Origin of the sequence: Nocardia grenadensis NBRC 108939 (assembly GCF_001613445.1) — a bacterium.
Lineage (GTDB): Bacteria > Actinomycetota > Actinomycetes > Mycobacteriales > Mycobacteriaceae > Nocardia > Nocardia grenadensis.
This window is the reverse complement of sequence record NZ_BDCJ01000026.1, coordinates 63,014-84,100: the sequence shown is the minus strand read 5'-3', so window position 1 is coordinate 84,100 and position 21,087 is coordinate 63,014. Positions and strand designations below refer to the sequence as shown.

19 protein-coding genes are annotated in these 21,087 nt (G+C 69.0%); 11 read left to right on the top strand and 8 right to left on the bottom strand.

Translation table 11 applies throughout. From position 1 onward, the window contains the following. Positions 1-12: 12 nt before the first annotated feature. Positions 13-1,233 (bottom strand): amidohydrolase, encoded by a 1,221-nt coding sequence (locus NGR01S_RS25630; protein WP_218020828.1) that lies wholly within the window; start codon positions 1,231-1,233, stop codon positions 13-15. Further along, positions 1,230-1,973 (bottom strand): sulfite exporter TauE/SafE family protein, encoded by a 744-nt coding sequence (locus NGR01S_RS25625; protein ID WP_063041177.1) that lies wholly within the window; start codon positions 1,971-1,973, stop codon positions 1,230-1,232. Before NGR01S_RS25625 ends, NGR01S_RS25630 begins: the two co-directional genes overlap by 4 nt. A 199-nt stretch (positions 1,974-2,172) precedes the next feature. Between NGR01S_RS25625 and NGR01S_RS25620 the strand changes: the two genes are divergently transcribed. Next, positions 2,173-2,841 (top strand): GntR family transcriptional regulator, encoded by a 669-nt coding sequence (locus tag NGR01S_RS25620; RefSeq protein WP_218020827.1) that lies wholly within the window; start codon positions 2,173-2,175, stop codon positions 2,839-2,841. A 56-nt stretch (positions 2,842-2,897) separates the two neighbouring features. Beyond that, entirely contained in the window at positions 2,898-4,211 is a 1,314-nt protein-coding gene (locus NGR01S_RS25615; RefSeq protein ID WP_245664772.1) for an amidohydrolase family protein, read from the top strand. Positions 4,212-4,215: 4 nt separating this feature from the next. Here the strand turns inward: NGR01S_RS25615 and NGR01S_RS25610 are convergent, their stop codons facing one another. From NGR01S_RS25610 to NGR01S_RS25590, 5 genes are read right to left on the bottom strand one after another with little or no spacing between them, the layout of a single operon-like run. Next, positions 4,216-5,022: an ABC transporter ATP-binding protein gene (locus tag NGR01S_RS25610; protein WP_063041176.1), complete on the bottom strand. Its 807-nt coding sequence runs from the start codon at positions 5,020-5,022 to the stop codon at positions 4,216-4,218. A 25-nt stretch (positions 5,023-5,047) separates the two neighbouring features. Further along, entirely contained in the window at positions 5,048-5,947 is a 900-nt protein-coding gene (locus NGR01S_RS25605) for an ABC transporter permease (RefSeq protein ID WP_084481705.1), read from the bottom strand. Beyond that, positions 5,947-6,918 carry an ABC transporter substrate-binding protein gene (locus tag NGR01S_RS25600; RefSeq protein ID WP_063041174.1) on the bottom strand — a complete coding sequence of 324 codons (972 nt, stop codon included), beginning with the start codon at positions 6,916-6,918 and terminating at the stop codon, positions 5,947-5,949. Before NGR01S_RS25600 ends, NGR01S_RS25605 begins: the two co-directional genes overlap by 1 nt. Further along, positions 6,915-8,114, bottom strand: a complete 1,200-nt coding sequence (locus NGR01S_RS25595; RefSeq protein ID WP_245664771.1) for an amidase family protein — start codon at positions 8,112-8,114, stop codon at positions 6,915-6,917. The genes NGR01S_RS25600 and NGR01S_RS25595 overlap by 4 nt, the downstream gene beginning before the upstream one ends. After that, entirely contained in the window at positions 8,111-9,262 is a 1,152-nt protein-coding gene (locus tag NGR01S_RS25590) for an acetamidase/formamidase family protein (protein ID WP_245664770.1), read from the bottom strand. The genes NGR01S_RS25595 and NGR01S_RS25590 overlap by 4 nt, the downstream gene beginning before the upstream one ends. A 295-nt stretch (positions 9,263-9,557) precedes the next feature. On the opposite strand from NGR01S_RS25590, the gene NGR01S_RS25585 reads away from it, so the two are divergent. The 9 genes from NGR01S_RS25585 (at position 9,558) to NGR01S_RS25545 (ending at position 18,882) form a co-directional block, all read left to right on the top strand. Further along, entirely contained in the window at positions 9,558-10,289 is a 732-nt protein-coding gene (locus tag NGR01S_RS25585; RefSeq protein ID WP_063041170.1) for a FadR/GntR family transcriptional regulator, read from the top strand. A gap of 40 nt (positions 10,290-10,329) precedes the next feature. Beyond that, on the top strand, positions 10,330-10,968 hold the full coding sequence (locus tag NGR01S_RS31795) for an alpha/beta fold hydrolase (protein ID WP_063041168.1): 639 nt from the start codon (positions 10,330-10,332) through the stop codon (positions 10,966-10,968). Then, positions 10,893-12,428, top strand: coding sequence for an acyl-CoA synthetase (locus NGR01S_RS25575; RefSeq protein ID WP_063041166.1), 1,536 nt, complete (start codon positions 10,893-10,895; stop codon positions 12,426-12,428). The genes NGR01S_RS31795 and NGR01S_RS25575 overlap by 76 nt, the downstream gene beginning before the upstream one ends. Before the next feature lie 418 nt (positions 12,429-12,846). Further along, positions 12,847-13,203 (top strand): hypothetical protein, encoded by a 357-nt coding sequence (locus NGR01S_RS25570; protein WP_063041164.1) that lies wholly within the window; start codon positions 12,847-12,849, stop codon positions 13,201-13,203. 160 nt (positions 13,204-13,363) lie between these two features. Further along, complete coding sequence (locus NGR01S_RS25565) at positions 13,364-14,917, top strand: hypothetical protein (RefSeq protein WP_063041162.1); 1,554 nt, start codon at positions 13,364-13,366, stop codon at positions 14,915-14,917. Between the two features lie 303 nt (positions 14,918-15,220). Then, positions 15,221-17,554 (top strand): sensor histidine kinase, encoded by a 2,334-nt coding sequence (locus NGR01S_RS25560; protein WP_245664769.1) that lies wholly within the window; start codon positions 15,221-15,223, stop codon positions 17,552-17,554. After that, on the top strand, positions 17,532-17,948 hold the full coding sequence (locus NGR01S_RS25555) for a roadblock/LC7 domain-containing protein (protein WP_063041160.1): 417 nt from the start codon (positions 17,532-17,534) through the stop codon (positions 17,946-17,948). Before NGR01S_RS25560 ends, NGR01S_RS25555 begins: the two co-directional genes overlap by 23 nt. Further along, entirely contained in the window at positions 17,945-18,319 is a 375-nt protein-coding gene (locus NGR01S_RS25550) for a DUF742 domain-containing protein (RefSeq protein WP_063041159.1), read from the top strand. The genes NGR01S_RS25555 and NGR01S_RS25550 overlap by 4 nt, the downstream gene beginning before the upstream one ends. 269 nt (positions 18,320-18,588) lie before the next feature. Further along, a complete protein-coding gene (locus NGR01S_RS25545) occupies positions 18,589-18,882 on the top strand; it encodes a DUF742 domain-containing protein (protein ID WP_063041157.1) in 294 nt (97 codons plus the stop codon). A gap of 10 nt (positions 18,883-18,892) precedes the next feature. Here the strand turns inward: NGR01S_RS25545 and NGR01S_RS25540 are convergent, their stop codons facing one another. Continuing rightward, entirely contained in the window at positions 18,893-20,848 is a 1,956-nt protein-coding gene (locus tag NGR01S_RS25540; protein ID WP_063041155.1) for a GMC family oxidoreductase, read from the bottom strand. Between the last annotated feature and the right edge of the window lie 239 nt (positions 20,849-21,087).

Genomic DNA, 21,087 nt, shown 5'->3' with positions numbered 1-21,087 from the left:
TTTCGTATACGATCAATCGATCAGTTGCCCGGCGCGCGCCACCATCCGGCCGCCCTTGAAGACCAGCTTCCGGGCCGGCACACCGACCACTGCCGCCGCGGGGGTCGCGGCGTCGACCGTCACGAGATCGGCCCGCGCCCCCACACCGATACCGTGGTCTGCCAACCCGAGAACCCGCGCGCCGCCGAGAGTTCCGGCGGCCAGCGCCAGTTCGATCTCCTCGTCCGCGAGCAACCGGTCGCGGAAGGCGACGGTGCTGATCCGGCGCAACATATCGCCGTCACCGTAGGGCGTCCACAGGTCCCGGATCCCGTCGTTGCCGAGCGCGAGAGTCGCCCCGGCGGCGTGCATCACGCGCAACGGGACCACCGGCGCGTCACCGACCGCACAGGTCACCATGGCCACACCCGCTTCGGCGAGCCGGTCGGCGATCCGCCGCTGCTCGTCGGCCGGCAGGGCGCCCATCGCGTAGGCGTGACTGATGGTGACCCGCCCACCCAGACCCGTGGCCTTCGTCCGTTCGATGATCAACCCGAATTCCCAGGCGCCGAGGCTGCCGCCGTCGTGCAGGTGGATATCTATCTTGGCGCCGTAGCGTTCGGCCAGCCCGAAGATGATGTCCAACTGGCCGGTCGGATCGCCGTCGAATCCGGCGGGGTCGATTCCACCGACCACTTCGACGCCGACCGCCAGCGCCTCGTCCAGCAGTTCCGCGGTCCCCGGCCGGCTGACCAGGCCGCCCTGCGGAAAGGCGACCAGTTCGACGTCCACCCGGCCGCGGTGCCGATCGGCGGCGGCCCGCACCGCCTCCACTCCCGCCAGCCCGACCGAGGGATCGATATCGATATGGCTGCGCACGTGCGCGGTGCCCCCGGCGATCATGGTCGCGAGCAGGGCGGCGGAGTAGTCGGTGCGGGGGATGCCGAGTTCGGCGCGACGGCTCTCGCCGTTCGCAATCCGGCCGGCCAGCGAGCGCCCGCCGGTATTGGGCACCCAGGGGCCGCTCCACAGGGTCTTGTCGAGATGACAGTGGGTATCGACGAACCCGGGCAACACCAGCGCGCCGTCCAGGTCGAGGGTTTCGACGCCGGCCACCTCGAGGTCCGCGCCGATCTGCGCGATCCGGCCGTCGCGCAGCAGCAGATCGGCGGTTTCCAATGGTTGCCCGGGTATCCAGGGGCGCCCGTCGCGCAGTAGCAGATCGGTCATGGTTCCTTCTTTCACCCTGGTCATGTGAACAACATCGCGATGCCCGCACCGGCACCGAAGACGATCACCACGGCACGGAACGCGCCGGGGCGGAGGAGGTCGGCGATCTTGGCGCCCACCATGCCGCCGAGCAGGCAGGCCGGGGCGAGAACCGCCACCGACAACCAGTCGACTGGCCCGAACACCGCGACCGCGACCGTGGCGGTGGTGGAGACGGCCAAGGTGAGCACACTCTTCAGACCGTTGAGCAGGTTGACCGACGCGTCGATCCCGAGGGCAAGCGCGGTCAGCAGCACGATCCCCATTCCGCCGTTGAAGTACGCACCGTAGACCCCGCCCAGGAACACACCGGCGAAGAGCGTGAATCGGGAGTCGCTGCCCCTTTCGGCGAGCCGCCGGGAGATGAGCGGCTGGGCGGCGAACAGGGCGGTCGCCACCAGGACGAGGTAGGGCACCAGGGCGGTGAACACCTCGGGCGGTGCGGCGAGCAGCGCGACCACGCCGCCCAGGGCACCGGCCATACCGACCACGATCAGCCGGGGTAGCAGACTGCGATGTTCGGTCAGCCGGGAACGCAACGCGGCGGCGCCCCCGAGGTAGCCGGGCCATACAGCGACGGCATTGGTCACGGTCGCGGTCACCGGCGGCAGACCGGCGGCCACCAGAGCGGGGAACGAGAGCAGACTGCCGCCGCCGGCGATGGTATTGCACACACCGGCGCCGAAACCGGCCACGAGCAGCAGCACCGCATACACGGGGTCCATGACGTCCTTCCGATCGACACCGAGACCGGATCGTATACGAAAGTTATGGCATTCGCCGGGCGTGTGTCACCGGTCACTGCGGAAACACGCCGTTCCCGGCGGACCTTCGACGACAACCGGCATGGTTTCCTGGTATCCAGGTGGAGTGCCGAGCGGCGGATCGTATGCGACCGCCCGCCGATCCCGAACCGAGGACAAGGTGGACAGCAAGAACCCGCGGATGAGCAAACAGCAGGTGTGCCGCGCCATTCGCGACGACATCATCCGCGGCGTATTCGCACCGGGTCAGCGGTTGACCGAGGACACCCTCGCCGAGAGCTACGGGGTCTCCCGGGTACCGGTGCGGGAAGCCCTGCGCACGCTGGAGGCCGAGGGTTTCGCCTTTTCGCGGCCCTACGCCGGAACCTTCGTGGCCGAGCTGACCGAGGACGAGGCGGCCGATCTGCTCGAGATCCGCGCCCGGCTGGAACCACTGTGCGCGAGCCGGGCGGCCCACCGGCGCACCCCGGAACAGCTCGGCCGGCTCAAAGAACTCACCGCACTGGGGCAGGAATCGGTGCGCTCCGGCCGGCTGGACGATCTGACCAGGCTCAACAGTCGCTTCCACGAGGTACTGGCCGAGGCATCGGGCAGCAGCCTGCTGGCGGGTCTGATCACCCAGCTCGGCTGGAAGATCGCCTGGGTGTACGCGGTCGAACTACCCCGCCGGGCCACCGACTCCTGGGACGAGCACGAACGGATCTGCGCCGCACTCGAGGCCCGTGACGCGGAGCTGGCCGAGCGGCTGGTCACCGAGCACATCGCCCACGCGACCACCGCCTACCGGTTGCGGCACCTCCCCTCCACGCCCTCGGGCGCCGGTTCGTAACGTTCCCGAAGCATTACGCGGGGGCACCGGAAACACCCGGGTCGTATACAACCGGTGTGACTGTTTCGGACCCCGAGGTGGCCAGGGCGCGCGCGTCGGCACTCGACCGCACGGATCTACTGCTGCGCGACGCGCGGATCGACGACGAGACCGCACCTGTGGACATCGCCGTCACGGACGGGGTGATCACCGCGATCGGCCCGGCACTCCCGCGCACCGCCGCGACGGAGATCGACTGCGCGGGCCGCGTGGTGATACCCGGCCTGGTGGAATCGCATGTACACCTGGACAAGGCGCTGCTCGACGCCGAACGCGCGAACCCCGACGGCACCCTGGCCGGAGCCATAGCGATCACCGCGGAGCTGAAGCGCGATTTCACGGCCGCCTCGATCCGGGACCGCGCCCGGCGCGTACTCGAACAGGCGATCGGCAACGGCACCACCGCCCTGCGGGCACATCCCGATGTCGACCCCATCGTCGGCCTGCTTGGCGTGCACACGCTGCTCGAGCTGCGGGAGGAATTCCGCGGCCGGATAGATCTCCAGATCGTGGCGTTCCCCCAGGAGGGGATCTTCCGGGCGCCGGGCACCCTCGCCCTGCTGCGCGAGGGCCTGCGTGACGGCGCCGATGTGATCGGCGGCTGCACCTACAACGAGGAGTCGGTGACCGAATGCCGGCGCCATATCGATCTCGTCTTCGACCTGGCCGCCGAGTTCGGGCTCCCGGTGGACCTGCACGCCGATTTCGCCGATGACACCGCCGACCCCCGTTTCGCACTGGCCGATTACATCGCCGAAGTCACCGATCGCACCGGAATGGCGGGTAGGGTGACGATCGGCCACGCGACCTCACTCGCCGCCCGCACCCCCGCGGATCGACGCCGGGTCCTGTTCCGGCTCGCCGACGCGGGCGTGGCCGTGGTGCCGCTCCCGGCCACCGATATGTTCCTCGGTGGGCGCGGCGATACGGCCAATATCCGCCGCGGTATCGCACCCGTACGGGAGCTGTGGGATGCCGGAGTACGGACCGCGTACTCCTCCAACAACATCCGTAACGCCTTCACCCCGTACGGCAACGCCGATCTGCTCGATATCGGCCTGTTCCTGGCCCAGACCTCGCATCTGGCCGGCCCCGCCGAACTGACCCGGGTGCTCGGGATGGCCACCTACGAGGCGGCCGCGGTGATCGGTATCGCCGGCGACTACGGGTTGCGGGTGGGCGCGGCGGCGGATCTGGTCGTCCTGTCGACCCGGCGTGTGGCCGACGCGCTGCTGGACCGCCCGGACCGCTGCTATGTCGTGAAAGCGGGCCGGGTCGTCGCGCGGACGACCCGGACCCGGGAGCTGCTACCGGCGATACCGGTCCGATGACGATTCAGGCGGCCGCCCGGCCGCCCTGGTGGATCAGCGCGTCGATCCGGCGCTTGTAGTCGTTGAACTCCGGTGCGGTCGCCTCGCGTTCGCGCGGGAGGTCGATGGTGACGACCTCCCGCACATGCCCGGCGGTACCGTGCGCCGTGCCGCCCGCCATGACCACCACCCGGTCCGCCAGGTACACCGCCTCCTCCACGCTATGGGTGACGAATACGACCGTTACCCCGGAATCCCGGTGGATACGGGCGAGTTCGGCCTGCATATCGCCGCGGGTGAGGGCGTCGAGCGCGCCGAAGGGTTCGTCCATCAGCAGGAGCGCGGGCCGGTTGGCCAGCACCCGGGCAATGGCGACCCGCTGCTGCATACCGCCGGAGAGCTGGTGCGGGAACGAATCGCGGACCCGGGTGAGTCCGACGGTCGCCAGCGACCGGTCGGTGGTCTCGCGGATATCGTCGCGGGTCATCCTGGCCTGTTTGGGCCCGTAGGCGATGTTCTCGGCGACGGTGAGCCACGGGAACAGCCCGTAGTCCTGGAATACGACGCCGCGGTCCGGACCCGGGCCGGTGACCGGTTCCTCTCCCACCGAAACGCTTCCGTAGGTGGCGTTCTCGAAGCCGGCGAGAATCCGTAGCAGTGTCGATTTACCGCAACCGCTGGCGCCGACCACACAGACGAATTCCCCGGCGGCGATCTCGAGGCTCACCCCGTCGACCGCGAAACCGGCGGTGGCGGAATACCGTTTGCCCAGGTTGTCGAGCACGATCCGGGCGGGCCGGTGCGGGCGGCGGCGGGTGGAGTAGATCTTCATATCATCACCTGATCCGGAAGGAGGGTCACGGGAGCAGCGGCCGTCGTCCGGCGACCAGGCGTACGGCGAGCATCATGATCCGGTCGGCCGCGAACCCGGCCAGTCCGATCACGATCATGACGGCGACGATCAGATCGGTACGCGACTGCTCACGCGCCTGGGTGATCAGCGCGCCCAGTCCGACCCGGATACCGACCGTCTCCCCGACCACCAGAATCACCCAGGACAGCCCGAGCGCGATCCGCAGCCCGGACACGATGGTGGGTATCGCGGCCGGGAGCACTACCTTGTACAGCGTCTGTGCGGGTGGTGTGCCGAGCATGGCGGCGGCCTCGAACAACCGGGCCGGGGCCGCGCGGACACCGGCGACGGTGTTGATCAGGATCGAGAACACCGCGGCCAGGAAGACCAGGAAAATGGTGGCCCGGTCACCGAATCCGATGATGAGCAGCGCCAGCGGCGCCCAGGCCGTCACCGGGATCGGGCGGATCAGGTTCAGCGTCGGTTCGAGCATGCGATGGACCAGCGGCGAGCGGCCCATCACGATCCCCAGTGGCACCGCCACTGCGGCCGCGATCACGAACCCCTGCAGCACCCGCACCGTACTCGCATAGAGATGCAGCCACAGGGTGCCGCTGTAGGAGTCGCCGACAAAACCGCCCACCGCCAGGTCCGCGAGCCGCCGCGCGACATCCACCGGAGTGGGCAGGAACTGCATCTGGATTCCGAACGGCAGGGTCCAGCCGCCGCCGACCCCGCGGTCCCACAGCAGCAGTACCAGCAGCGGCACCGGTAGCGCCCAGCAGATCGCGACGATTCGGGACCGGACGCGGCCGCCGCGCGGCTTCGCCTCCACCGCGCCGGCCCTCGTGTCCGGATCCCGCGAGGCGGTGGCCTCTCCGGACCGGATTCCCAGCGCGGTCATCACTGCGCGCCCACAGTATCGAGGAATTCGGTGCGGAAGACCTTCTGCATATCGGGCGCCGCCGGCAACTGGTCGAAGTCCACCATCTGCCGGGCCAGTTCGGTCACCCGCCCGCGGAACTCGTCGTCGAGTTCCCAGCGCAGCCACACATTGTCGATGGCGATCTCGGTGACCGCCGGGTCCAGGCCGAAGGTCTCCACCAGTCCGGCCGCCCAGGCCGCGCGGTCGCCCTTCATGAAATCGATGGCGCGGGCGAAGGCTCGCACGGCGTCGCGGGCCCGGTCGGGGTGTTCGTCGAGGAACCGGCCGTTACCGCCGACCACGATATTTGTCGCGCCGATCGGGGTTTCGTAGGGCGAGACGATCTCGTGCGCCCCGGCCTGCCGGGCCAGCGAGACGCCCATCTCCGCACTCAGGAAGGCATCGACACGTCCGGAGCTGTAGGCGCTCGCCATATCGGAATACGCCAGATTGACCAGCTGTACATCGGTATCGGGGTCCAACCCGTGTGCCCGCAGCGTGAGTTTCAGCGCGATCTCCTGCGAGGACCCCGCCGGGAACCCGATCCGCTTACCGCGCAGCTCCTGCGGGGTACGGATTTGCGGCAACCCCACGAAACCGGAGCCGCCGTCGGCCGCCGACGCGATGATGTGCACATCCTGTTCCGCCGCGACACCGGCGAGCACGGCAGGCGCACCGAGCACCCCGATATCGACAGCACCCGAGGCGAGCGCGTTCTTGATATCCGGTGAGTTCTCGAACAGGACGATTTCGTAGGTGGTGCCTTCCGGGGCGAAGCGCTGCATGAAATAGGGCGCATAGAGATGCGGCTGGCCGCGCAGGGTACCGATCCGGATCGCGCCCGGGTCGCCACCCGCGCTGTCGGGCGTGGCGATACAGGCGGTCGATCCCACGACCGCCAGCAACGTGAGCACGAGGAACGAGAAGAGTTGACGGAGTGGTCGTTTCATGGGCGGTCCTCACTGTGGGTCGAGCCCCCGGCGGGTCCAGCGACACTGCTGAGCGCGAGGTGGATCAGGGCGCGGTCGGTGCCCGGCGCGCCGAGCAGGCACAGGCCGAACGGCGCGCCGGTACCGGACCACAGCGGCAGCGTCAGCGCGGGCAGGCCGGCGATGGAAGCCAGGCAGGTCAGTCGCAGAGTGCGGGCGCGGGTCCGTTCCCACACCGCCTGCCCGTCGGCGCGCCGCGGCGGCCTGGTCGCGGCGGCGGGGAGCAGGAGTACGCGGTCGCCGAGCGCGGACCGCAGGGTTCGCGCCGCCACACCCAAGACCTCCCGCGCGCGGGCCGCCGCTGCCGCGGTGACCGTCGCGGCGAAAGCGAACCGCTGTGCCACTGCCGGTTCCAGCGCCCCCGGGTGATCACCGACCCACTCCCCGTGATTGGTCCAGGCCTCGAATGCCTGGACCGTGCGGAAGGCGGAGACCCAGCTGTCGGCCACGGGTATTTCGATCGGTCCGGCGCCCACCGATTCCGCCGCCGTACCGACCGCGGCCGCGATCGCCGGGTCGGCGTAGGCGCAGAGGCCGGGGTCCACCACGAATCCGGCGGCAGTCGAGGTATCGGACTCCAGTTGGCAGTCGGCGACGGCCGCCAGTGTCGCCCCATCGCGGGTGATCCAGCCGACGGTGTCGAAGGACTGCGCCAGCGGCAGCAGCCCGGCGGTATCGGCTCGGCCGTACGTGGTCCGTAGCCCCCACAGCCCCTGATAGGACACCGGGACCCGAATCGAGCCCGCGGTATCGGTACCCAGCCCGATATCGGCCGCACCGCGGGCCACAGCGACCGCCGGGCCGCTGGTGGAACCGCCGGGGATCCGGTCGGGCGCAGCCGGATTCACCGGCATACCGAAACCGGCATTGCCACCGGTGAGGCCGTAGGCGAATTCGTCGGTCTGCGCGATCCCGCGGATCTGCGCTCCGGCGCCCAGCAGTCGCGTCACCGCGTCCGCGTGCCGGGACGCGGCGGTCTGCTCGCGCCGATAGGCGGGCACCCCGGCACCCCGGGCGAACCCGGCCACCGCGTACAGGTCCTTCACCGCCACGGACGCCCCGGACAGCGGTCCCGGCGCGGTGGCCGCCACCAGCGGTGAACCGGTCACCCGCCAGACGCTGGTGTCGAGCCCGGGTGCGATCGCGAGCCCGGTCACCGCGCGCGCTCCAGCACCCGACGCGCGAAGGCAGTCTCGGCGGACCGGCCGAAATCCGCGCACCGGACCGCGGCGTGTACACCGCGCACCTGATCGACGGCCTGCGAGATGGTGAAATCCGCTGCGGCGCTGAGGTACAGGTACGCCTGCCGCGGGTCGGCCTCGAACAGCCCGGCCACCATTTCCACCGCGTGTGTCACACACAGTTCGAGTGCGGTGTTCAGATCCGCGTGCAATCCGGTCGGGATCAGCAGGCCGTGGGTCGCGGCGAAGGGACCGATCCGGCCACCGAATCCGCCGGCGATCTCCGCCGCCGGCACGAGGTCCAGGGTGAGCCGCGCCCGCAGCGGCGCCTCCAGTGCCGTCAACGCGACCTCGCCGTCGCCCTGCGCGAAATGCGGGTCACCGATGTAGAACAGGGCCTCGGGCACCTGGACCGGCAGGAACAAGGTGGCGCCCGCGGTGAGCAGTTTGACGTCGATATTGCCGCCGTGCGGACCGGGCGGCACCGAATTCACCCGGATCCCGGTATCGGTGGCGACACCGATGATGCCGAGGAACGGCGCCAGCGGAAACGTCGCGTGGCCGGCCTTGCCCACCGTGTCCAGTGGCATGGTGGCGAACCAGCGGTCGTCGCCGGGACGCACCCGGCAGAACTGCCCGTAGTCGCCGTCGAATCCGGCCCGCCCGCTGAGCACCCCGCGGCCGTGCCGGGTGGACACCACCCCGTAGGGCGCCCGCATGGTGAGCGTGTCGATCCGTACGGCCAGCAGATCACCAGGTCGCGCACCGGCGACCGCGATCGGCCCGGTCACGATATGCGGTCCCGCACCGGGGTCGCGGCTGCGGCGCGCTGCCACGGCCACCGCGTCCTCCAGCACATCGGCACGTGCCACGCCGTGGCCGCCGAAGTACCGCAGTGGATCCGAGCCCTGGTCCTCGAGGATTCCCTCGTGGCTGACGGTATCGATCACCACCGTGGTTCCCGGCGCGACCGTGGCGACCGCGGTATCGGTCCGGCAGGGCAACCGGCCCCAGAACACCTTGTCGGGTTCGGCCGGTACGTACATCGTGCCCGGGTCGATTCCCATGTCCTGCTGCAGGACCGGAAACGCCGGGGCCGCTTCCTTCGATGCCAGCGTCGTCACCGCGCTCCTTATTGGTCCGACCACCTCATGCACCGACCATAAGAGGCGTCACACCCGCCCGCGACCGCCGCCGCGGAACGTAACGGCTGCTTTACCGGTCCGCAGTACAGCACCCGAATACGCTGATAGTCGGTAACTTTCCGGAAGCACGGCGGGTGCGCAGAAGACCGCGGCGACAAAGAGACGTGCCACTCGTAGAATTCTTGCCGGAGCAACGATCAAGAATTGGTCGGACCACACGGCACGATCGTCGTCCGCACTGGATCGGCATCCGTAGCCGTTGTCAGGAGGGGCTATGACGAACGCAGCGATACCGCCGATGCGCCGCCACTCACGCAGTGTCGGCGCCGAGGTCGCCGCCCACCTGGAGAAGCTCATCATCAGCGGTGCACTGCGCGCCGGGGACCGTCTCCCGCCCGAGCGGGAACTCGCGGCGAGTATAAACGTCTCCCGGTCCTCGTTGCGTGAGGCGATGTTCGAACTGGAATCGAAGAAGCTGGTGCAGCGACATCAGGGCCGGGGCAGCACGGTGGCCGATATCTCGCGTGCGGCCTCCCGGCTGTACGAGGATCTGGCCGATCTCGATATCGAACTCGGTTATGCCACCGAACTGCGCGATCTGGTGGAGCCGCGGATCGCCGAACTCGCCGCGCTGCGAGCCGCGGAGTCCAATCTGCTCTCCCTCGACGAAGTGCTGGTCCGTTCGCGCGAGACCCTGCCGCCGGAGGAATCGATGCGCCTGGATATCGAGTTCCACACCCTGCTCGCGCATGCGGCACAGAACCCGCTGCTGGTCACGCTGTGCACGATGACCACCGAATGGACCCAGCGCACCCGGGCACTCTCCCACCGCACCGCGCTCGGCCGCCGGATCTCCGTCCAGGGTCACGAGCTGATCTACCGGGCGGTGTCCGACCACGACGGGGCCGCGGCGGCGGCCGCGATGGAACAGCATCTGCGCGAGGTCCGCGAGATCAGCGCACCGAACGGCCGATCTGCCCGAGAGCTCCACGGACCGGTTCCGTAGCGTGGCCCGGTAGTGGTGCCGCGGACGAGGAGGCCGACCGATGACGGCGAACGACAGCGGGCGGACCGTACGCGCCGGGGACCGCGACATCTACTACACCGATTCCGGCACCGGTCCGGCCGTAGTGCTGCTGCACGGTGGTGGTCCCGGCGCCTCCGGCCTGGCGGCGTACTCGCGCAATATCGAGGAGCTGTCCCGCCACTTCCGAGTGATCGTGCCGGATATGCCGGGGTACGGGCGGTCGGCCAAGCGGATCGACCGGTCCGACCCCTTCGGCGACCTCGCCGCCTCGGTCGCCGACCTGCTGGACGTCCTCGAACTTCCGAGCGCCCACCTGATCGGCAATTCCTACGGTGGTGCGGCGGCGCTGCGGCTGGCGATGGACCGGCCCGAACGAGCCGGCGCGGGCCTGAGGAGGGACCGGACCCGAAACACCGGCCGGTCTCGCCAGTTCGGGAAAACGGACGAATCGCTGTTCACTTTCCGCTATCGTCGCGATCGCCGGGCGATTGCCCGGTGGAGGCCGGTGACGCCACACGCGTCGCGGGCCCCGGCTCGGCTCGGCGATCGTCATCCGATCGCTTCGTTCCGCAGAGGAGCACTATGTATCCCGGCGCGCATGTCGATGATCTCCCGGATAAACCAGCCGTTATCGTCGCCGAGACCGGCGAGAAGCTGACCTATCGGGAGCTCGAGGACAGCTCCGTCCGGCTCGCCCGGCATCTGCACGCCGCCGGTTTGCGCCGCGGTGACCATGTCGCGTTACTCTCCGGTAACAACCCGAAGGTCTACGAGGCCTACTGGGCGGCGCTGCGATCGGGGCTTTACATCACCGCCGTGAACCGACACCTGTCGCCGGACGAGATCAGCTATATCGTCGACGACTGCGGCGCGAAGGCGCTCGTCGCGTCCGCCGGTCTACGCGAGGCGGCCGAGGCGATCGTCGAGCAGACGCCCGCGGTGGAGATCCGGCTGGCCTTCGGCGGCCCGATCGAGGGCTACCAGTGTTACGAGGACGCACTGGCCGCCCAGCCCCCGCAACCGCTACCCGACCAGCCGCGCGGCGCCGATATGCTCTACTCCTCCGGCACCACCGGGCGGCCCAAGGGCATCAAACAGCCGCTCTCGGACCAGCAGGTCGGCGATCCGCCCGGGGATCCGTACACGGCCGTCTTCGGCCCGCTCTACGGTTTCGACACCGAATCGGTGTACCTGTCGCCGGCCCCGCTCTACCACGCCGCACCACTGCGGTTCGGCGGTGTCGTCCAGGCGCTCGGCGGCACCCTGGTCGTGATGGAACGGTTCGACGCCGAGCAGGCCCTCGCCGCGATAGAGCGCTACCGCGTCACGCACAGCCAGTGGGTGCCCACCATGTTCGTCCGGATGCTGAAACTCGACGAGGCGGTCCGTTCCCGCTACGACCTCTCCAGCCTGAAGGTGGCCGTGCACGCGGCCGCGCCCTGCGCCGTGGATGTGAAGCGCGCGATGATCGAATGGTGGGGTCCGGTGCTCTACGAGTACTACGCCTCGACCGAGGCCAACGGCGCCACCTTCATAGACAGCGAACAGTGGCTGCGCAAACCGGGTTCGGTGGGCCCGGCCGGTATGGGCTCGATCCGGGTCTGCGGCGACGACGGCGCGGAACTGCCGAACGGCGAGATCGGCACCATCTATTTCGAACGCGACCAACTGCCCTTCGCCTATCACAACGACCCGGCGAAAACCGAGGCGGCGATCCACCCGGACCATCCGACCTGGACCACCACCGGCGATATCGGCTACGTCGACGCCGACGGCTTCCTGTTCCTCACCGACCGCAAGGCGTTCATGATCATCTCCGGCGGGGTGAACATCTATCCGCAGGAAATCGAGGACGCGCTCGCTCTGCATCCCGCGGTGCTCGACGTCGCGGTGATCGGGATCCCCGACGAGGAGATGGGCGAATCGGTGCAGGCCGTGGTCCAGCCGGCACCGGGCGCCGGCCCCGGCCCGGAACTCGCCGCGGAACTGCGCGATTACCTGCGCGAGCGCATCGCCCACTACAAGGTGCCGCGCGGTATCGACTTCGCCGACGAACTACCGCGCACGCCGACGGGCAAGCTGGTCAAGGGCAAACTCCGCGCCCGGTACGGTGTTTGATCTGCCCCGCCTCCGGCGGGGCGGGTCGGGGCCCGCCCACTGAGGTAGACCATCCGGAATAGACAGAAGAGGCAGGCCGGTGTGCGCCTCGACCGCCCTGGGCAGGCTCACGTCACTGTGAGTGCTCGAGGGTCCCGTTCTCTGGACTGGCAACCGCACACGCTCAGTCGCTCTGTCGCTCCGGAATCGGGGGCGGGCCCCGACCACGAATGCCGGCCATCCGGAGGAGACGCGAAGTAGGTTCCCCGGGCAGGCTCACGGCACGTGCCGACCGGTGAGCACCCGAGCTTCGACGCTGTTCGAGCCGGCACAGTGGAGCACTCGCCGGTCGGTCTGTGGACGGTTGGCCGGCACACGCCCGACCGGGGATGTTTGTCTTGCCATCCCCGGGAAATACGGCGGGCAGGAGGGCTGAGCGATGACCAACGATGCGGAGAAACGCTGGTCCGACGACGGAAACTTCCGGCGGGCGGTGCGCTACGCGCTCGTCGTGCTCGGGGTCGCGGCATTGGTCTGCGCGGTCACCGCCATCTGGGCGGCGACCGGGCGGTGCCGCGACGCCGACGCGCTGCTGTGCGACACCACCGCCCAGACCGCCATCCTCTTCGGACCCGGGGTCGTATTGCTGGCGGGCGGTATCGGGGCATTCGTGGAAACCATCCGGGTCTGGCGGCACGGCGGGCCCTGGCCCGTCTGGCAGGGGGCGGGCTGGTTCCTCTTCCTGATCACACTGTTCTACCTGGGAATCGGCGCGAGCACCGTCCCCGCGGATTGACCGCCGGCTCGCACCGCCGGGCGCATCTCCGAGCCTGGTGAGGGCAACCGCCCGGTAGCCCTGCTATCTCCACGGCACCTGTGGCAGACTTTCCAGGACTGCTCGGACTACGGCCGCTCGACGACCGTGCGCGGAAGGTGATGCGGGAATTGAGATCGCGATGGACCTGATCGCCATCGAGGGCCGGGTGGCCGCGGACCGGCTCGCGGCGCGGGACCGAACACCGGAGGCAGAACTCCAGCTTGCCACCACGCTGTGTGAGCTCGCTTCGGCCTATCTGGCCACCCAGACCGACGGTTCGGTGCGCAACCGGGTGGCCGGTGCGCTGGAGCCCGCGCAGGAAGCGGTGATGATCCGGCTGCGCTGGTTCACCTCCGGTCATGTGTCCGCGGTTTTCGCCAACCAGGTCCAGGACACCCTGCGGCTGTTGGAGCAGGCCGCCCGCGCCATCGGCCACCGCGAACTGGCGACCGCCACCATTCGCGACGCCTGCAACGCCTATACCCGGGTGGCGCACGAATATCCGAACGCCGCGGGTGTCTGCGCGGACGGTCTGTCGAAATGCGGTGTCTGGCTGTGCCGCCTGGATCCGGGCGCGGCCGTGGTGGCCACCGACGAGGCGGTCCGCATCCGCGCCACCCTGTTCGAGGCCGATCCGGAACAGTCCCGCAAATACCTCGCCACCCTGAACACCCTGCTGCGCACCCTGATGGTGGGCCGGCAGCGTAAGCAGGCGGTGGCCATGTACCGCGAACGCTATACCGCGCTCACCACCGCGGCCATGGCGTCGCAGCTGCGGAACCTTAAGATCGAAGAGATCGGTTTCACCACCAAAACACAGGCTGCCCTACGGAAGCTGGAATGCCGCACCCTCGAACGCGCCGGTTACCTGACCCAGCAGCAGATCCTGTACCAAAGCGCCGGGGATCTGGCCACGATCGAGGAGATCAACTGGCAGCTGGCGCTGGTCGGGCTGAAACCGCTGGTGCCCGGGGCGATGCCGGACCAGCCGGCCAAACCGGTGGAGATCGGGTCCTCGTTCGGCGCGTTGAGCGTGCTGTGCTCGGCACCGGATGCGCTGGAGCAGGTGCGCGACGCGATAGTCACCGCGTTCACGGCGGCCGGCGCCGAACCGGTGGATATCAAAACCGCCTACGGCGTGGACAAGGCCCACTGGGGCACCCGGGATCCACAGCTGAACGCCACCACCGAACTCGGTGAGGACATCGTCCTGATCGAGCGCATGTCGGGCAGCTGGATCGCGGTGAAAAGCCTCAAATGGGAACTGACACCGGTAGCGAAGAATCCGCTGGCGCTGGCCCTTTCCCAACAGTGGCCGGTGATGAGTGTGACGAGCACCGAGAACTTGGCCTATGAGCTGTGCTGGTACGAGCAGGGGTCGGCCACCCAGTACGCGGCATTGGGCCGCCCCGCCGAGCCGGTCGCCCTCGACACCCCGCTGGCACCGTTGGATTTCGGCAAACTCGCCGACTACGGCGCGGATTACGCCTCGGAGACCCAGATCCGTTCCGCGTTCGGAAATGCCACCATGTTCGCCAAACTCACCGAACTCCCGGCCAGTGGTATCCGGCAGGCCGCCGAGGCCCGGCCACTGGCCGAATACGGCGAACGGGTGCAGTGTTTCCGTTCCGCGGGCGCGAAACACGCTGCCGCGGCGGGCAGTGGCAGTCGAGCACGGGCAATTCCCGAATAAACCGTAACGTCCCGGCTTCGATACCCGAAAAGAATGCCTGGTAAGAGTAGTAGTTTTCAAGACTGAAACGTATTGCTTTCGCTAATGTCTGGTACCGGAGTACGACGCATTGCCGGGAGACCGCAGTGCCGGGATAGTTGGGCGGTGAGCCGGCGGCGATGATGCTGTTCGCGCGCATGCCCGGGAACGAGTTGATTCACTGTGTCCAAGCGGCTGCCTCTCCCCGAGTTCGCATCGACTTCCCGTCCCGGACCGGGTCGGACGCGCGGCCGCGTCGGTATCCGGACCCGACTACTGGCCATAGTGCTCATCACCAGCATCACGCTGCTCACGGTCGCCGTCATCGCCGCGGGCTATCTGGTGAAATCCGGCCGGCAGGCACAGGAATGGGCCGACCTGGCCAGTAGCACCACCACCCCCGCCATCCTGATGGTGCAGGGTCTCGAAGAGGAACGACGCCTGTCACTGCTGTATCTGGCGGGCGATCCCGGGGCCGCGGCCGCGCTCGCGGACGCACGTAAACGCTCCGATATCGCGCTGGCCGAGGTCACCGCCAAGGGCGACGCCGCCCAGCGCCTCGATCCCGACGGCTCGGCCGGCCAGATCGAGGGCTATCGCAAACTCTTCGAGGCCGTGCCGAATCTGCGCGCGGCCATCGACGCGCGCGCGATCCCGCGGGAAGAAGCGTTCGGCTTCTTCAGCTCGGTGATCGACACCATCATCGGGGCGTCGGTGCTGGCCGCCCGGGTCGCGCCCGACGCCGGTGTCGGTATCGCACTCAACTACGGTGTCGAACCGCTGCGGGCGGCCGAGGCATTGTCGAAGGCCGATACCCTCGGCGCCGTCGCGGTGACTCTCGGTGAGCTCTCCGACGCCCAGCTGGTGGAATTCAACCGGCATGTCGGTGAATTCCGCGGCGAGGTCGCGTATTCCGCCACCGTGCTCAAAGGCGACCGGCTGGCCCAGTTGCAGGCACTCACCGCGTCACCGGCCTGGCAACAGCTGATAGCCGTGCAGGACGCCGTCATGCTGCGCGGCGCGATCTCGGCCGACGAGGCGGAGAGCGCGGATTCCACCACCGGGCGCACCGGCACCCGGACCGATTCCGGCTACAGCACCACCGACGAGCCCACCGAGGCCGATACGCCGGCCCTGCCCTCGAGCGTCGCGGACTGGCAGCGGGTTTCCGGCGAGGTCGTGGCCGCCCTGCTGAGGCTGTGGGAGGGGCAGAGCGCCGACGCCCACGCCATCGGCCGCGCCCAGGGCGCCGACACCGCCAACCGGTCGCTGGCCGGCGGCGCAGCGGTCCTGGGCATCACGGTGCTGGCGTTCCTGGCCGCGCTCGTGCTGGCCAACCGGTTCATCGCGCGGATGCGCCGCCTGCGCGACGACACGCTCGAACTCGCCGACCAGCGGCTGCCCGACATCATGGACCGGCTCGACCGCGGCGAGAACATCGACTCGGCCGCCGAGGTCGCCCGCCTGGACTTCGGTACCGACGAACTCGGCGAAGTGGCCGACGCGTTCAACCGCGCACAGGTCGCTGCGGTTTCCGCGGCGGTGGCAGAGTCCAAGACCCGGGCCGGTTTCCATACCGTGTTCCTCAATATCGCCCACCGCAACCAGCTGGCCGTGCACCGCCAGCTGGCCCTGCTGGACAAGGCCGAACGCCAAGAGGAGAATGCCGACCAGCTCGAACTGCTGTTCCAGCTGGATCATCTGGCCACCCGCGCCCGCCGGCACGCCGAGAACCTCATCGTCCTCGGCGGTGAACAGTCGGGTCGCCGCTGGCGCAACCCGGTTCCGCTGTGGGAACTCATCCGCGGCGCGGTCGCGGAGAGCCTGGACTACACCCGGATCCACACCGGACGGGTACCCGATGTGCTGATCGCCGGTAAAGCCGTGGCCGACCTGATCCATCTGCTCGCGGAGCTGATGGACAATGCCACGGCGTTCTCGCCGCCCGAGTCCCAGGTCGAGGTCTCGGCGTCGGTCGTCGGCCGCGGGGTCGCGGTCGAGGTCTCCGATCAAGGGCTGGGGATGACCGCGGCGGAGATCGCCGAGCGCAATGCTCTGCTGGCCGAACCACCGGATTTCGGCGTGGCGGCGCTCACCGGCGATACCCGGCTCGGCCTCTTCGTGGTGGCCACCCTGGCGGCCCGCCACGGTGTCACGGTGCGCCTGACGGATTCCGTGTACGGCGGTATCAAGGCCATCGCGCTGATCCCGACCGCACTCACCGAATCCGGCCCGGCCCGGCCCCGCCCGGCCCTCGAACCCGCGGCGGCCACTGCGGCCGCGGTTCCCCGCGCCGCCACCAACGGGTCCGCGACACCGGTCGCCGGACCGGCGCCGCGCCCGCCCGCCGATTCGCAACCGATGACCGTGATCTCGCAGCCCCGCCCGGACGAGGGCGCTCGCCCGGCCCTGCCGCGCCGGCAGCGGCAGTCCGCCGACGCGGATACGGGCGTCATCCCGGTCGTCGGTATGCCGCGCAGCCGCACTCCCGAGCAGGCCCGGAACCTGATGGCCGCCATCGAGAGCGGTTCCCGGTCCGGCCGCCGCCCCGATACCGACTCACCCACAACCGACCACACTCCAGAAGAAGGCGACGATGACCACTCCCCCGCGCACTGACCTGAGCTGGCTGCTGGAAGAACTTGTGAGCGGGTTGCCGGACGCCGAATCGGCGGTCCTGCTGTCCACCGACGGACTGCTGATGGGCCGCTCGGCGGGACTGGATCAAACCGAAGCCGAACGATTCGCGGCAATGGCGTCGGCCTTCCACAGTCTGGCCCGCAGCGCCGGCAGCCATTTCAAGGCCGGCGGCGTCTGCCAGACCGTGGTCGAACTCGACCGCGCGGTCCTGTTCATCACCGCCGCGGGCGCCAACGCGTGCCTCGCGCTACTGGCCACCGGATCCGCGAATATGGGCATGGTCGCCTTCGAGATGAACCGAACCGTCCAGCGGGTCGGCAGCCATCTGGCCGTCGACTCGCGCCCGCGGCCGAACGGGGCGAGACAGCCGTGAACGGGCCGCGCGAACCCTGGGAGGAAGAGGAAGCCGGTCCGGTCGCACGGCTCTATGCGATGACCGGCGGCCGGGGTCGCACCGCGCGCAGCGAACTCACCCTGGACACGATGGTGGTCGACGTCGGGGCCGGCTTCGCGCCGCGGCGGACCGATCCCGAATACATCGATATCGTCCGGTTCTGCCGGGTGCCGCAATCGGTGGCGGAGGTCTCGGCGCAATTGCGGATTCCGCTGGCCATGACCAAAGTGCTCGTCGGCGATCTGATCGACGACGGCCGGCTGGCCGTGCGGGCTCCCGTCGAGACCACCGACAGCGCGCCCGATCTCGGTCTGCTGCGGACCATCGCGAACAGTCTGCGGGGTGGTTGAACCGGATACCACGATCGCCACCGCCCCGACCTGGCGCCCCAGGTTTCGAACGATCACCCTTTAACATTTCGGCGGCTTCTGTAGCCGCACTCACATCGATACCTCGAGCCCCGCTCGGTGAGACCGGTCTCCGGTAGGCGCCCATCTTTCGCTATCGTCTCCGACGAGAGCTGACGCATTGCCGGAGAAAGGCAATGCCGAGAACATTGGGTGACGCGCCGGTCACCGCGGTGTCGTACCGGCGCACGCCCGGAACGGGTTGATCTATCGTGGCTGTTCGGCGGCATCTGCCCAAATCACTGGTGCGGGCGTTCCGTTCCGGCGCAGACGCGACTCGCGGCCGGCTGGGCATCCGCGCCCGCCTCCTGTCGATTGTGCTGATCACCAGCGTCACCCTGGTCGAGGTGTCGGCGCAACTGCACGTGCCGCTCGCGCTGACCAAGGTCCTCATCGGGGATCTCGTCGACGACGGACGTCTGCTGGTCCGTGCCCCGGCCGAGACCGGCGACACCGCCGATCTCGGCCTGCCGCGGACCATCGCGAACAGTCTGCGCGGCGGCTGAGCCGAACCGCTCAGGTCAGCCGGGCCGCCAGCCGTTTCCCGTTCATATGGGCGATCGCCTCGATCGACACCATGGGGTTGACCCCGGAGGAGGTCGGGAAGCAGGACGCGTCGGCGACGACGATGTTCTTCACATCCCAGGTGGCGCCGTCCGGGTCGGTCGCCGACAGCTCCGGCGAACCGCCCATCCGCGCCGATCCCATGATGTGCAGGGCACCGAGCGCGCATCGGCCGGGGCCGTAGCCCGCGGTGCGGCAGGCCGCGGAGAATTCCGCGTGCGACCCCCGGACACCGGGTTCGTAGGAGATCCCGGCCTGATGCCCGGAGAAGATGCGCCGCGCCCCGGCGGCTTCGAGAATGCTCGCCGCGCCCTCGACACCGGTGTGCAGATGTCCGGCGTCGTAGTCGGAGATGCGGTAGTCGACGGTGGGGTGCCCGTCGCGGTCCACCTTCACCTCCCCGGAATCACGATCGCGGGTGATGATGCCGATCGCGTCGGAGCGGCCGAAGTCGAGCATATTGGTGCGATGGTTCGCGGCGCCGCGCCAGCTCATGAACCCGGTCGACAGCCCCGGATGCAGCGGCCCGGTCTCGTAGATGACGCCGTAGCCGTTACCGTCCAGATCCGCGTGGCGACGGCAGATACGGGTCTGCAATCCACCTTCCCACGGCCGGATCTCCTCGTCGAACACCCCGAAAACCGCCGCAGCCGGATGCAGCCGCAGATAACGGCCGATGTTCTTGTTCGCCAACCCCGAGCGCTTCAGCAGCGCCGGGGTCTGGATCGCGCCCGCCGCGACCACCACGGCCCGGGCCCGGATCTCGAATTCCACACCCGCTGTGGTGCGCGCCGACACCGATTCGGCCTTACCGGCGCGGACCGCGATCCGCCGCACATCTGCGTCCACGATCAACCGCGCCCCCCGCGCGGCGGCATCGGCCAGCCATGTCTTGGTGACCGACTGTTTGGCCCCCACCCGGCAGCCGTTACCGCACCGACCGCATTCCACTCCGGCATCGCACGCGTCGGTCACATTGCGCGGCAGCGGGTCCACCGCCCAGCCCAGCGCCTCGGCACCGCGTTCCAGCACTCCATCGCGCGCCGAGAGGATCGAGCGGCGTTCGTTCACCCCGAGCCGGCGCACCACCGCGTCCAGCGATTCACCGAACTCGGCCTCGCCGAACTGTTTCGCGCCGACCCCGGCCCATTCCTCGCGCACCCTGTCCGGTGTCGGCAGCGAGGTACTCCAGTTGACGACGGTCCCGCCGCCCAGGCATGTCCCCGCGACCAGCGTGATCTGCCCTTCGGCCGACACCGACGGTCCCGGCGCGTACAGCTGTTGCAGGCCCGCGAGTTCCCCGGCACCGAAATCCTGGTCGTCGTAGTAGCCGCCGCGTTCGACGACGATCACCTCGAGTCCCGCCTCGGCGAGCACCGCGGCCGCCGTCCCACCGCCCGCGCCCGAGCCGACGATCACCACATCACAGGTGAGGGTGCCGGGTTCGGTGATCCGCTGCGGCGCCAACGCGGGCCGCGGCGCGGTCGGCAGCGGTCCAGGCGGGCCCGGGTAGCCGATCTCCTTCCACAGCGGGTGGAACCCGGTACGGCCCGGCGTGACGTTGTAGGCGAGCAGCGATGCCTGTTTCAGCGCCTGGAAAACCGCCCGGACCGCACCGATACGGGAGTCACCGAGTCGCAGCAGCGCCCGCTCCCGCTGCTCCTGTGACAGCTTCGAGAAACGCCGCGGCCCGCGCCCGGTGAGCAGACCGGTCACGGGGGAATCCCATACATCCAGCAGCGTCGCCAGCTGCTTGCCCTCGGCCTCCCGAGGATTGCGCCCCAGCAATTCGAATACGGTGTCCACGGCACCGATTTCGGTCGCCGACGGCAACGTGAGACCGTCCCCCGGCACGAACGTATCGCAGATCGTCCCGAGCGCGGCACGTTGCTTGGCAGTCGCCTTCATACCTATCCGCCTTTCAGATTGCCGAAGTTCTATCACGTACTGTGAATCACCACTTACAAAAGTGGATAGAATTCGGCGTGAAAAGGCCGAATATTATAGAACCCGGATTCACTTCGATCGGCGGCTCGGCAGCGGTCGATCGCCCCGAACGGACGAACGGCCCCCCTCCGGTGTCCCGCGTCGTCTCAGGAGCGATGAGCGCCGGTACCTTGCGCCCGACCCGACTGCGGTGGCGGGGA

Coding starts and splice junctions, on each gene's coding strand:
- NGR01S_RS25630 (WP_218020828.1), bottom strand. CDS start 1,233: ATGACCAGGGTGAAAGAAGGAACCATGACCGATCTGCTACTGCGCGAC.
- NGR01S_RS25625 (WP_063041177.1), bottom strand. CDS start 1,973: ATGGACCCCGTGTATGCGGTGCTGCTGCTCGTGGCCGGTTTCGGCGCC.
- NGR01S_RS25610 (WP_063041176.1), bottom strand. CDS start 5,022: ATGAAGATCTACTCCACCCGCCGCCGCCCGCACCGGCCCGCCCGGATC.
- NGR01S_RS25605 (WP_084481705.1), bottom strand. CDS start 5,947: ATGACCGCGCTGGGAATCCGGTCCGGAGAGGCCACCGCCTCGCGGGAT.
- NGR01S_RS25600 (WP_063041174.1), bottom strand. CDS start 6,918: ATGAAACGACCACTCCGTCAACTCTTCTCGTTCCTCGTGCTCACGTTG.
- NGR01S_RS25585 (WP_063041170.1), top strand. CDS start 9,558: ATGACGAACGCAGCGATACCGCCGATGCGCCGCCACTCACGCAGTGTC.
- NGR01S_RS31795 (WP_063041168.1), top strand. CDS start 10,330: ATGACGGCGAACGACAGCGGGCGGACCGTACGCGCCGGGGACCGCGAC.
- NGR01S_RS25575 (WP_063041166.1), top strand. CDS start 10,893: ATGTATCCCGGCGCGCATGTCGATGATCTCCCGGATAAACCAGCCGTT.
- NGR01S_RS25570 (WP_063041164.1), top strand. CDS start 12,847: ATGACCAACGATGCGGAGAAACGCTGGTCCGACGACGGAAACTTCCGG.
- NGR01S_RS25565 (WP_063041162.1), top strand. CDS start 13,364: ATGGACCTGATCGCCATCGAGGGCCGGGTGGCCGCGGACCGGCTCGCG.
- NGR01S_RS25555 (WP_063041160.1), top strand. CDS start 17,532: ATGACCACTCCCCCGCGCACTGACCTGAGCTGGCTGCTGGAAGAACTT.
- NGR01S_RS25540 (WP_063041155.1), bottom strand. CDS start 20,848: ATGAAGGCGACTGCCAAGCAACGTGCCGCGCTCGGGACGATCTGCGAT.